4 protein-coding genes and 1 pseudogene are annotated in these 14,299 nt (G+C 63.0%); 2 read left to right on the forward strand and 3 right to left on the reverse strand.

Annotated elements, in window-relative coordinates; translation table 11 throughout:
• Nucleotides 1–1,299: 1,299 nt before the first annotated feature.
• Together ACNJYB_RS14385 and ACNJYB_RS14390 are read left to right on the forward strand one after the other, a co-directional pair.
• Nucleotides 1,300–1,617 (forward strand): annotated as a pseudogene (locus tag ACNJYB_RS14385) (VCBS domain-containing protein); the annotation flags it as partial.
• 24 nt (nucleotides 1,618–1,641) lie between these two features.
• Complete coding sequence (locus ACNJYB_RS14390) at nucleotides 1,642–11,877, forward strand: beta strand repeat-containing protein (protein WP_439375552.1); 10,236 nt, start codon at nucleotides 1,642–1,644, stop codon at nucleotides 11,875–11,877.
• 186 nt (nucleotides 11,878–12,063) lie between these two features.
• Here ACNJYB_RS14390 and ACNJYB_RS14395 read toward each other — a convergent pair whose 3' ends face one another.
• From ACNJYB_RS14395 to ACNJYB_RS14405, 3 genes are read right to left on the reverse strand one after another with little or no spacing between them, the layout of a single operon-like run.
• Entirely contained in the window at nucleotides 12,064–13,155 is a 1,092-nt protein-coding gene (locus tag ACNJYB_RS14395; protein ID WP_439374558.1) for an ERF family protein, read from the reverse strand.
• Entirely contained in the window at nucleotides 13,139–13,417 is a 279-nt protein-coding gene (locus ACNJYB_RS14400) for a hypothetical protein (protein WP_439374559.1), read from the reverse strand. The genes ACNJYB_RS14395 and ACNJYB_RS14400 overlap by 17 nt, the downstream gene beginning before the upstream one ends.
• 11 nt (nucleotides 13,418–13,428) lie before the next feature.
• Entirely contained in the window at nucleotides 13,429–14,163 is a 735-nt protein-coding gene (locus ACNJYB_RS14405; protein WP_439375553.1) for a YqaJ viral recombinase family protein, read from the reverse strand.
• Nucleotides 14,164–14,299: the final 136 nt, after the last annotated feature.

Genomic DNA, 14,299 nt, shown 5'->3' on the forward strand with positions numbered 1-14,299 from the left:
TCTCTGGAGGAAATCAACGTTCACTGATTATGCCGCCTCAGCTGGCGGTCGCTTTCGTTTCAGCTTCACGTTGACATCCGCTGCTGGCCATCTGCGGAGTTGCGCTGCCTCTGACGAGGGTGCCGTCACCCTCCGTAGAGCGGACGCGGAACCGGATTCATCGGCATAGCGACGGCTTCTAGCTGGCCGACACAAGGTGGGGCGAGCGGGCGCGTGGCAACCTGTTTGCATTCGCGCCTTGAGGCGGGCGGATCGATGGTGGCCGAAAGCTTTCTTGTCTGATCTGCTACGCTTCAGCCATCCGCGACCGCGGAGCGCTCGCGGCAGTCCGAATGCCAAGCCGTACAAAAGGCGTCGGGGTGGGTTTCCCGTCCCTTCTCGGTGGCGGACAGCGATCACTGGAACTCCGTAGAAACCCGGGGCTGAAGGCGTTTTAAGCCGATGGTCCTTTGAGAAATGCCCTCCGAGGCAAGCCACATTAAAAAGCCAGTTAATGATTAAACAAAAGTAGCTGCCTACCGTCTGGACGAGCGCGCAAATTTGCGGCAGATTGCTCGCAAGCTAGTTAAGGGATCGTTAACTGCGCGTGCCGGCATCACGTGTCATCGGCTATCGGCACGGGCGGAAAGCGATCCCACCAAGAAGGTCTTTAAGCGCCGAAATTTTAACAACAGGTCATTTGCGACGTGTCCACGGTTTGTGGGGTCGAACACGAAGCGGGCAGGGGAAGACAGAGCGGACTCATTTCGCATTCGTTGATTGCCATCGAGCAGGTTTTAGGAGGCGGTGAACTGCTCCTGGCTGCAAGCGCCCAAACCGACTTCAACCGGGCGCGGCGACATCTGGTGTGAACTGAACTTATCCGAGCTGTTGCGCCTCTCCTCGCGTCGCTGACGCAAGGGAGTTTGAGCGTTGGGTCGCGTTAGCTTTGGTCCGCACGGGTTATCGAGCAGTACGCCGACAAACCCACATAGCAACTGGTTCCATCTTGAAGCAGAGCGTGGCGATGTCGCCGGCTCGTCATCTCTCAACCTGTTGGCGCCGCTTTGCGCGATCCCGACAGGCAAAAGCCCGAAAAAAATCTCTATTCAACAGAAACGCTAGACGACCTCCAGTCGAGTCGATCTGGCACGCAGAGTTTTTGAGTTCGAGGACAGCAATATGGCTATTCAGACCACAGGCACAGGCGGCGGCAGCACAACCTCGTTCAGCAATACGCCGCAGGCGCAGAGCGATCTATTTACGACTGCCCAAACCGGGCTGACGGAAGACAGTGTCGCGATCGTGTATCTGAATGTCATGGCGAACGACCTTGGTGGCAACGCCAAAACACTCTGGTCAATCGACAACGGCATTAGCACCGGTGGCTCTAGCCCGACTGACCTTTTGACACAGGATACTGCTCGTGCAGAGGCCACGAGCAGCGACTACAGTTTGAATGGCGCCCACATCTGGATCACATCCGATGGCCAGGTGGGATACGACACTCTTACCCTGTCCGATTCATTCAAAGCCTCACTGCAGGCGCGGCAAGCAGGGCAAATTCTCACCGACTCATTTACTTATGCTATCCGGCTCGGCAATGGCACTCTAAGCTGGACGACCGCGACCGTACAATTCGCGGGGATTAACGACGCGGCGGTGATCAGCGGCATCACCACCGGCTCGGTTGTCGAGGCTGGCGGCGTGAACAACGCCATCGCGGGGACTCCGATCGCGACTGGCACCCTGACCGACACTGATGTGGACAATGCCGCCAACACCTTCCAGGCGGTCGCCGCCGGCGCTGCCACGGACAATCATTACGGTACCTTCCAGATGTCGGCGGGCGGGGTGTGGACCTACACGCTCGATAATACAAGCGCTGCCGTCCAGGCCCTTAACGCGGGCCAGCACCTGACCGACACCTTCACGGTTCACACGATCGACGGCACCGCGCAGCAGATCACCGTGACGATCAATGGCACTAACGACGCGGCGGTGATCAGCGGCACCACGACAGGCTCGGTTGTCGAGGCTGGTGGCGTGAACAGCGCCATCGCGGGAACTCCGATCGCGACTGGCACCCTGACCGACACTGATGTGGACAATTTCGCCAACACCTTCCAGGCGGTCGCCGCCGGCGCTGCCACGGACAATCATTACGGTACCTTCCAGATGTCGGCGGGCGGGGTGTGGACCTACACGCTCGATAATACAAACGCTGCCGTCCAGGCCCTTAACGCGGGCCAGCACCTGACCGACACCTTCACGGTTCACACGATCGACGGCACCGCGCAGCAGATCACCGTGACGATCACCGGCACCAACGACGCGCCGGTTGCGCAGGCCAAGACGGATGCAGCCACCGAAGGTGGTGCGACCATCACCGGCTCCGTTGTCGCCACCGACGTGGATGACGGCGCCACGCTGACCTACAGCCTGACCGCGGCGGCTCCGGCCGGCCTGACGTTCAATGCCGACGGCGGCTACAGCTTCGACCCGACCGTGGCGGCCTACGACCATCTCAAGGCCGGCGCCACCCAGGACGTCGTGGTCAGCTACAAGGCCAACGACGGCACCGCCGACTCCAACATTTCGACGCTGACCATCACCGTCACCGGCACCAACGACGCGCCGGTTGCGCAGGCCAAGACGGATGCAGCCACCGAAGGTGGTGCGACCATCACCGGCTCCGTTGTCGCCACCGACGTGGATGACGGCGCCACGCTGACCTACAGCCTGACCGCGGCGGCTCCGGCCGGCCTGACGTTCAATGCCGACGGCAGCTACAGCTTCGACCCGACCGTGGCGGCCTACGACCATCTCAAGGCCGGCGCCACCCAGGACGTCGTGGTCAGCTACAAGGCCAACGACGGCACCGCCGACTCCAACATTTCGACGCTGACCATCACCGTCACCGGCACCAACGACGCGCCGGTTGCGCAGGCCAAGACGGATGCAGCCACCGAAGGTGGTGCGACCATCACCGGCTCCGTTGTCGCCACCGACGTGGATGACGGCGCCACGCTGACCTACAGCCTGACCGCGGCGGCTCCGGCCGGCCTGACGTTCAATGCCGACGGCAGCTACAGCTTCGACCCGACCGTGGCGGCCTACGACCATCTCAAGGCCGGCGCCACCCAGGACGTCGTGGTCAGCTACAAGGCCAACGACGGCACCGCCGACTCCAACATTTCGACGCTGACCATCACCGTCACCGGCACCAACGACGCGCCGGTTGCGCAGGCCAAGACGGATGCAGCCACCGAAGGTGGTGCGACCATCACCGGCTCCGTTGTCGCCACCGACGTGGATGACGGCGCCACGCTGACCTACAGCCTGACCGCGGCGGCTCCGGCCGGCCTGACGTTCAATGCCGACGGCAGCTACAGCTTCGACCCGACCGTGGCGGCCTACGACCATCTCAAGGCCGGCGCCACCCAGGACGTCGTGGTCAGCTACAAGGCCAACGACGGCACCGCCGACTCCAACATTTCGACGCTGACCATCACCGTCACCGGCACCAACGACGCGCCGGTTGCGCAGGCCAAGACGGATGCAGCCACCGAAGGTGGTGCGACCATCACCGGCTCCGTTGTCGCCACCGACGTGGATGACGGCGCCACGCTGACCTACAGCCTGACCGCGGCGGCTCCGGCCGGCCTGACGTTCAATGCCGACGGCAGCTACAGCTTCGACCCGACCGTGGCGGCCTACGACCATCTCAAGGCCGGCGCCACCCAGGACGTCGTGGTCAGCTACAAGGCCAACGACGGCACCGCCGACTCCAACATTTCGACGCTGACCATCACCGTCACCGGCACCAACGACGCGCCGGTTGCGCAGGCCAAGACGGATGCAGCCACCGAAGGTGGTGCGACCATCACCGGCTCCGTTGTCGCCACCGACGTGGATGACGGCGCCACGCTGACCTACAGCCTGACCGCGGCGGCTCCGGCCGGCCTGACGTTCAATGCCGACGGCAGCTACAGCTTCGACCCGACCGTGGCGGCCTACGACCATCTCAAGGCCGGCGCCACCCAGGACGTCGTGGTCTTCAATGCCGACGGCAGCTACAGCTTCGACCCGACCGTGGCGGCCTACGACCATCTCAAGGCCGGCGCCACCCAGGACGTCGTGGTCAGCTACAAGGCCAACGACGGCACCGCCGACTCCAACATTTCGACGCTGACCATCACCGTCACCGGCACCAACGACGCGCCGGTTGCGCAGGCCAAGACGGATGCAGCCACCGAAGGTGGTGCGACCATCACCGGCTCCGTTGTCGCCACCGACGTGGATGACGGCGCCACGCTGACCTACAGCCTGACCGCGGCGGCTCCGGCCGGCCTGACGTTCAATGCCGACGGCAGCTACAGCTTCGACCCGACCGTGGCGGCCTACGACCATCTCAAGGCCGGCGCCACCCAGGACGTCGTGGTCAGCTACAAGGCCAACGACGGCACCGCCGACTCCAACATTTCGACGCTGACCATCACCGTCACCGGCACCAACGACGCGCCGGTTGCGCAGGCCAAGACGGATGCAGCCACCGAAGGTGGTGCGACCATCACCGGCTCCGTTGTCGCCACCGACGTGGATGACGGCGCCACGCTGACCTACAGCCTGACCGCGGCGGCTCCGGCCGGCCTGACGTTCAATGCCGACGGCAGCTACAGCTTCGACCCGACCGTGGCGGCCTACGACCATCTCAAGGCCGGCGCCACCCAGGACGTCGTGGTCAGCTACAAGGCCAACGACGGCACCGCCGACTCCAACATTTCGACGCTGACCATCACCGTCACCGGCACCAACGACGCGCCGGTTGCGCAGGCCAAGACGGATGCAGCCACCGAAGGTGGTGCGACCATCACCGGCTCCGTTGTCGCCACCGACGTGGATGACGGCGCCACGCTGACCTACAGCCTGACCGCGGCGGCTCCGGCCGGCCTGACGTTCAATGCCGACGGCAGCTACAGCTTCGACCCGACCGTGGCGGCCTACGACCATCTCAAGGCCGGCGCCACCCAGGACGTCGTGGTCAGCTACAAGGCCAACGACGGCACCGCCGACTCCAACATTTCGACGCTGACCATCACCGTCACCGGCACCAACGACGCGCCGGTTGCGCAGGCCAAGACGGATGCAGCCACCGAAGGTGGTGCGACCATCACCGGCTCCGTTGTCGCCACCGACGTGGATGACGGCGCCACGCTGACCTACAGCCTGACCGCGGCGGCTCCGGCCGGCCTGACGTTCAATGCCGACGGCAGCTACAGCTTCGACCCGACCGTGGCGGCCTACGACCATCTCAAGGCCGGCGCCACCCAGGACGTCGTGGTCAGCTACAAGGCCAACGACGGCACCGCCGACTCCAACATTTCGACGCTGACCATCACCGTCACCGGCACCAACGACGCGCCGGTTGCGCAGGCCAAGACGGATGCAGCCACCGAAGGTGGTGCGACCATCACCGGCTCCGTTGTCGCCACCGACGTGGATGACGGCGCCACGCTGACCTACAGCCTGACCGCGGCGGCTCCGGCCGGCCTGACGTTCAATGCCGACGGCAGCTACAGCTTCGACCCGACCGTGGCGGCCTACGACCATCTCAAGGCCGGCGCCACCCAGGACGTCGTGGTCAGCTACAAGGCCAACGACGGCACCGCCGACTCCAACATTTCGACGCTGACCATCACCGTCACCGGCACCAACGACGCGCCGGTTGCGCAGGCCAAGACGGATGCAGCCACCGAAGGTGGTGCGACCATCACCGGCTCCGTTGTCGCCACCGACGTGGATGACGGCGCCACGCTGACCTACAGCCTGACCGCGGCGGCTCCGGCCGGCCTGACGTTCAATGCCGACGGCAGCTACAGCTTCGACCCGACCGTGGCGGCCTACGACCATCTCAAGGCCGGCGCCACCCAGGACGTCGTGGTCAGCTACAAGGCCAACGACGGCACCGCCGACTCCAACATTTCGACGCTGACCATCACCGTCACCGGCACCAACGACGCGCCGGTTGCGCAGGCCAAGACGGATGCAGCCACCGAAGGTGGTGCGACCATCACCGGCTCCGTTGTCGCCACCGACGTGGATGACGGCGCCACGCTGACCTACAGCCTGACCGCGGCGGCTCCGGCCGGCCTGACGTTCAATGCCGACGGCAGCTACAGCTTCGACCCGACCGTGGCGGCCTACGACCATCTCAAGGCCGGCGCCACCCAGGACGTCGTGGTCAGCTACAAGGCCAACGACGGCACCGCCGACTCCAACATTTCGACGCTGACCATCACCGTCACCGGCACCAACGACGCGCCGGTTGCGCAGGCCAAGACGGATGCAGCCACCGAAGGTGGTGCGACCATCACCGGCTCCGTTGTCGCCACCGACGTGGATGACGGCGCCACGCTGACCTACAGCCTGACCGCGGCGGCTCCGGCCGGCCTGACGTTCAATGCCGACGGCAGCTACAGCTTCGACCCGACCGTGGCGGCCTACGACCATCTCAAGGCCGGCGCCACCCAGGACGTCGTGGTCAGCTACAAGGCCAACGACGGCACCGCCGACTCCAACATTTCGACGCTGACCATCACCGTCACCGGCACCAACGACGCGCCGGTTGCGCAGGCCAAGACGGATGCAGCCACCGAAGGTGGTGCGACCATCACCGGCTCCGTTGTCGCCACCGACGTGGATGACGGCGCCACGCTGACCTACAGCCTGACCGCGGCGGCTCCGGCCGGCCTGACGTTCAATGCCGACGGCAGCTACAGCTTCGACCCGACCGTGGCGGCCTACGACCATCTCAAGGCCGGCGCCACCCAGGACGTCGTGGTCAGCTACAAGGCCAACGACGGCACCGCCGACTCCAACATTTCGACGCTGACCATCACCGTCACCGGCACCAACGACGCGCCGGTTGCGCAGGCCAAGACGGATGCAGCCACCGAAGGTGGTGCGACCATCACCGGCTCCGTTGTCGCCACCGACGTGGATGACGGCGCCACGCTGACCTACAGCCTGACCGCGGCGGCTCCGGCCGGCCTGACGTTCAATGCCGACGGCAGCTACAGCTTCGACCCGACCGTGGCGGCCTACGACCATCTCAAGGCCGGCGCCACCCAGGACGTCGTGGTCAGCTACAAGGCCAACGACGGCACCGCCGACTCCAACATTTCGACGCTGACCATCACCGTCACCGGCACCAACGACGCGCCGGTTGCGCAGGCCAAGACGGATGCAGCCACCGAAGGTGGTGCGACCATCACCGGCTCCGTTGTCGCCACCGACGTGGATGACGGCGCCACGCTGACCTACAGCCTGACCGCGGCGGCTCCGGCCGGCCTGACGTTCAATGCCGACGGCAGCTACAGCTTCGACCCGACCGTGGCGGCCTACGACCATCTCAAGGCCGGCGCCACCCAGGACGTCGTGGTCAGCTACAAGGCCAACGACGGCACCGCCGACTCCAACATTTCGACGCTGACCATCACCGTCACCGGCACCAACGACGCGCCGACGCTGTCAAATCTTTCTATCGCTCCGACCAGCATCGGATTCACGGCAACCGATCCGGATAACGCAACCCTCGCACTGACCAACCCATTCGCCAGCGCTTTTGCAAATCCGACCGTAGTGAGCGGATCGCTCACCAGCTTGACCCCTACCGCTCAATCTCCAGCTGTCTCGGGTACTTTGCAGGTGACCGACGGCACCGCCACTGTAGATGTGGTCGGGCTATTCTTGGGCACCAACGGTTCCGACAGCTTTGCTGCGACCTCAACTGCAACAGCGATATACGGCTTCGATGGTAACGACACCCTCACGGGGGGGACCGCCTCTGATTGGATCTTCGGTGGACAAGGGGACGATACGATAAAGGGGGGCGGCGGTAATGACACACTCGATGGGGAATCCGGGAATGATGTCCTCGACCTATCCGATGCTTCCGCAGGCCTTACGTTTACTTTCCACGGCGGATCAAATGGTGGTGCTTACTGGACGACTGGAGCTTTACCCGGAATCGGCAACGACAGTTATCGAAACTTCGAAGGTCTGCTGGGAACAGCCTTTAACGATTCGGTCACGCTAGGTGAATCACTTGTAGGGACGATCGACCTTGGGACCGGCACCGACAGCCTGACGCTGGCCAATGGGGGCAACACGCTGACGGTGAAGAACACCGAGACGATCACCGGCGGCACTGGCAACGACGCCATCGCGCTGGGTGCGGCCCAGGCCTCCGGGACGATTGACCTTGGGACCGGCACCGACAGCCTAACGCTGGCCAACGGCACCAACACGCTGACGGTGAAGAACACCGAGACGATCACGGGCGGCACGGGCGACGACACCATCACGCTTGGGGCGACTCAAACTTCCGGTACGATTGATCTTGTCAGCGGCACCGACACGCTGAATCTGGCAGCCGGCTCGAATACGCTCTCGATCTCGAATGTGGATACGGTCAACGGCAGCTCGAGCAACGACACCTTGACGCTGACGGCGGCGTTCACCGGCGGCACCATTGACCTTGCCGGCGGCACCGCTGACGTGTTGAACCTGGGTAACTTCACCAACACGCTGACGGTGAGCAACACCGAGACCATCACCGGCGGCACCGGCAGCGACGCCATCACGCTAGGTGCGGCCCAGGCCTCCGGGACGATTGACCTTGGAGCCGGCACCGACAGTCTGACGCTGGCCAATGGCGGCAACACGCTGACGGTGAAGAACACCGAGACCATCACCGGGGGCACCGGCAACGACGCCATCACGCTGGGTGCGGCCCAGGCCTCCGGGACGATTGACCTTGGAGCCGGCACCGACAGCCTGACGCTGGCCAATGGCGGCAACACGCTGACGGTGAGCAACACCGAGACCATCACCGGCGGCACCGGCAGCGACGCCATCACGCTGGGTGCGGCCCAGGCCTCCGGGACGATTGACCTTGGAGCCGGCACCGACAGCCTGACGCTGGCCAATGGCGGCAACACGCTGACGGTGAAGAACACCGAGACGATCACCGGCGGCACTGGCAACGACGCCATCGCGCTGGGTGCGGCCCAGGCCTCCGGGACGATTGACCTTGGGACCGGCACCGACAGCCTAACGCTGGCCAACGGCACCAACACGCTGACGGTGAAGAACACCGAGACGATCACGGGCGGCACGGGCGACGACACCATCACGCTTGGGGCGACTCAAACTTCCGGTACGATTGATCTTGTCAGCGGCACCGACACGCTGAATCTGGCAGCCGGCTCGAATACGCTCTCGATCTCGAATGTGGATACGGTCAACGGCAGCTCGAGCAACGACACCTTGACGCTGACGGCGGCGTTCACCGGCGGCACCATTGACCTTGCCGGCGGCACCGCTGACGTGTTGAACCTGGGTAACTTCACCAACACGCTGACGGTGAGCAACACCGAGACCATCACCGGCGGCACCGGCAGCGACGCCATCACGCTAGGTGCGGCCCAGGCCTCCGGGACGATTGACCTTGGAGCCGGCACCGACAGTCTGACGCTGGCCAATGGCGGCAACACGCTGACGGTGAGCAACACCGAGACCATCACCGGGGGCACCGGCAACGACGCCATCACGCTGGGTGCGGCCCAGGCCTCCGGGACGATTGACCTTGGAGCCGGCACCGACAGCCTGACGCTGGCCAATGGCGGCAACACGCTGACGGTGAGCAACACCGAGACCATCACCGGGGGCACCGGCAACGACGCCATCACGCTGGGTACGGCCCAGGCCTCCGGCACGATCAACCTTGGGGCCGGCACCGACAGCCTGACGCTGGCCAATGGCGGCAACACGCTGACGGTGAGCAACACCGAGACCATTACGGGTGGGACGGGCGCGGACAGAATAACCGTAGACGCGACAGATAGTACCATCAACACGGGCCAAGGCAGCGACACCGTCTTTATCAGTGCAGGGACGACACTACATACGTGGGCGGTCGATCTGGGAAGCGATTCCGTTACGGATAAAGTTGTATTTTCACATGCCTCTGTGGGCGTTGGCGATAACACCCTTGCTACAATTTCAAACTTTAATGTAGCGAACGACCAAGTGGCGGTCACGTTGAACAGCACGCAGATTGCAAATGGTGCTTTTCAAACGATCAGTTCGCTTTCTACCAATGCTACGGGACAAGTATTAGAAATTGTTACCAACACGAGTGCTTCGCTCACCGTTGATTCTGATGGCGGAGCCATCGAGGGCATTATCGCTTCGGCGATAAAAAATCTCGCAAAAGGGGATTATACCGTCGTTGTCTATTCCTCCAATCTCGGAACTGCTGATGCGGGCATCTATACAATGAATGTCCCGAACAACAGTGTGCAGAATGGCGACGCAGGAACCGCGGACTTCAGCATTGAACACATTATGACTCTCAGCGGGGTCGGTTTCGGGAATCTTGGAAGCACTAATTTCTCGGACAATACTCCGGCGCCTGCCGGTGCGGCTGGCTCTCCGATCAATCTGGGCTTGATTGATCCTGCGGCTGGTGTCAGCCCGGTTACAGTAAACATCGCTGGTGTTCCAATCGGCTGGAGTCTAAGCGAAGGAACACTCAATGCCGACCTGAGTTGGACAGTATCGACGTATGACGTTGGATCACTTTCTATCACGTCGCCGCTCGACTTCACTGGCGCTCTGTTGCTGAACATCACGGAGACTTGGTCGAACGCTGACGGTACCAGCGGATACGCCACGAGCGTTGACAATGTCGAAGCCTATGCTCCGGGCTCGCCTATCTTTGCGTGGTCCGGCAACGACACGCTCACCGGCTCGACCGGACAAGATCTTTTTGTCTTTTCGCAGCCGATCGGCAACGACGTCGTGCACACATTCGACGTCTCCTCCGACGTTATAGACCTGATCAGCTATGGCTGGCAGAGCTTCAACGACGTCCAGACCCACACAAGCGAGGATGCCAGCGGCAATGCCGTGATCATGCTCGCAGACGGCCAGACGATTACGCTGGAAGGCGTGCATACAAGCGACCTGACTGGGTCGAACTTCGAATTCGACGTCACTCCCCAGGTCGATAACTCGGGCGCGATGACGATCGGAAATGGCGCCATGCTGCCACTCTCCGGCGATATCCATAACACCGGCACAATCGAGCTCAACTCGAACGGAGATACAACCGATCTGCAGCTGATCCAACATGGCATCACGCTGCACGGTGGCGGCACCCTTGTTCTGTCAGACAGCAACGGCAACCTCATCGAGGGCACAGCCGCGGATGTCACCCTCACCAACGTGGACAACACCATCAGCGGCGCAGGTCATCTCGGCAACGGGTTCATGGTGCTGATCAACGAGGGCAACATCATCGCAACCGTCACCAACGCGCTGGAGATCGACACCGGCGCTAACACGATTACCAACTCCGGCACCCTGGAGGCGACCGGGACGGGCGGTCTGGTGATCGACAGTGCAGTTTCCAACACCGGCCTGCTCTGGGCCAATGGGGGCAACATCACCGCCCACGCCGATGTCAATGGCGGGTCTGCGCTGATTACCGGTTCAGCCACCCTTGAACTTGGTGGCGCGTCGTCAACCGGTGTCACGTTCGACGCGGTCGGCAATGGCCTGCTGCAGCTCGATCACGCCATCAACTTCTCCGGCCTGGTGTCAGGGTTCAATGCTGGCGATCAGATCGACCTGCACGACATCCTGTCCGCTTCCGGTGCATCGGCCTCGTACACCGCGAATGATGCCGGAACGGGCGGGACGCTGAGCGTGACCGACGGTGTCCATACCGCGAATATCGGGCTCCTTGGTCAGTACACCTCAGATGAGTTCGAGCTCGCAAGCGATGGAGCAGGTGGGACACTGATCAAGGTGCACGTCTCAGCGTAGATGCCGGGTGGGGCCATCTCGCGACAAAAATGGGTCGGCCTCACGTATTTCGTAATGTCGCGCTATCCCGGATCGTTGGCGGGACGATCCGATTGCCATCCTGGGAGCGCGGGCTCGACGGATCCTTCCACAAGCTCACACCCAGGACGCGGGTTTCGAAATGCGCACTTGGATCGATGAATTCCATTACGCCTGGGCACGCGCGTGAGTTTCCGTCCACAGCTGATGAGCGATCATGGTCGGCTCAATGCCCAGTCGTGCCCACCATTCCATCTCTTTGCTGGCCCGATGCAGTTCCCGGTGATGCGCCCGGCAGAGCGGCACCGTAAACTCGTCACTGACTTTCTGTCCCAGCCCGCGCGACTGGGCGAATCTCAGGTGGTGGGGGTCGCTCGGTGTGCGGCCGCAGACCAGGCACGGCTGCTGCGCCACAAACCGCAGATGGTGGCGATCGCGCTGGCGCAGGGGCTTCGGGATGGCGAGGCCGCCAGGCGTTGTGCTTCCGTTGAGCTGACCAGCCATTGGCTCAGGCTCCGCTTCCTTGCGCAGCTCGGCCAACCGGGCTTCGAAGGCTTGGCGGACGTCGTCTGCATCAGCAAGGCGCAACCTGCTGAGGCCTTTCCAGGCCCGCACCGCCCAATGGTCAAGCGCCGCTTCGCTGGTGATCAGGGCGAGTTGTGACTTGAGTTGTTCGGCGAGCTCCTTTGAGGCCTTGACCGATATGGTTGCGGGCAGCGCAGTTCCCTGTGCTCGAGCCTTTGGGGTGGAGGCGCCTTTCCCAACCGCGGCAGAGGCTGCGATCCTGCTGATTTGGCTGGGGTGAGCCGCTGACTCCGTCTGAAGTGGGCCTGCCAGGTCCGGCGCATCCAGATCATCCTCGCCGGCGATGCCGACCAGGCTGAACAGCGAATAGCGCCGGGCGTACGTGAGGGCGGCACCCATTCGGTGCGGGGCTGCGGTCTCGCCGACCGGGCACACCGGCCAGTCCGAGGCAATCCACTCGCCGGAGCTATGGATGAGGCTGGTGGTCAGCTTGACGAGCCCGGTGTCGGCCTCAATGTCGGTGGCCTGGACCGTTGCAATCTCCTGCTTGGAGAGGCATTTGCGCACGATCTCGAGCCCGCTCGCGAGCGAAGCATAGCGAAAGCTGCGGTTGTCCTCACGGGGGAACGGCGAGATGATGGTGGCTGATAGGGTCTTTTCAGGATTTTGCAGTTCGGCCTGAGCACGGGCCAGCGCGCCGGCAATCTGGCCGATGGTCTCACTTGCTTGGCGCATGGAGCGGCTCCTTTCGTGAGACCCGATCAGGTTTGTCGTTCCGCAAGTCGGATTCGAGCGATAGCAGGAGTCCGCCGATCTCGAGTTGGCGCCGCTGGTGATCGATCAGAGCCGTGAGCACCCGGTCGGATTGATGTTTGGCGCGGAAAGAGCCGAGCTTGGCCCAGAGCTCCATAAACAGTTCAAAGGCCTCAACGAGCTCCTCGGCAGGATCATCGGAAGGGTCGAGATGCGGAAACTCGAAAGGAATTTGGTAGGGCATCCGTAGCTCCTTTAGCTGGTTGTGATCAGGTCGAGGGTGATTGCCCCGGACTTTGACCGCCGGGCCCGAACCCCGTGTCCGCTCGCCTCCCTGGCATCCTCCGGGACCAGGGATTTCAGCTCACCCTTTGCCCGTTCATGGCCCAGCGCGGCCTCCCGGGTCTGTCGGAACAGGCAAGCAAACTCCGCCCAGGCGTTGGATGTCGTCATGTCGACGATCCGGAAGGCCTCGAGCCTCGGTCGGGGTGGCTCGATCCCGAACAGAGCAGGGGGCTCGCCGCGCTCCACGCAGCGCCAGAACTTCTTCTCGGCCGTGAGCAACAGATGCTGGTAGAGCGGATCGGCCGAGATGCTGATCTCCACCCATTTGCCACCGCCGGTGATAATGGATAGGACCGCGGCGCGGGAGGCCGTCACCCACATGTTGTGCTGCAGCTGCGCCATGTGCTTCTCGGCAGCCGCTTCTTCGGAGAAATTCCAGGGCAGCATGAACTTTGCCTCGAACACTGCCCCGGTCGCTTCGATCCGGCCGTCGAGGGTTGCCGCCATCCAGCGGTGCACCGGATGAAAGACTTGCCGCTGGGCATCTTCCACGGAATGCCCTGTGTTCTTCTCGTACCAGCGGCGATTAAGGCCTTCGGTGACACTGCCGAGCTGAACTAACAGATCGCCCGACAAGTCCGGGGGCTCTGCTTCTCCGCGCTTCTCGCGCCAAAGCCTAAGAAGATCTGCCTCGTTATCGCCCATGATGATGCGGGCGTCTGAGCCACCGACGAAGCATTGTCGGGCCAGTAGGCTAGTTTTCAGAAGCTTTTTCCCAAGAATCACAGCAAGCTCCTCCCAACATCAAACAGGCGATCAACATTAAATGTTGATATCCCAG

It is taken from the genome of Bradyrhizobium sp. SMVTL-02, assembly GCF_051853005.1.
In the GTDB taxonomy this organism is placed as follows: Bacteria; Pseudomonadota; Alphaproteobacteria; order Rhizobiales; family Xanthobacteraceae; genus Bradyrhizobium.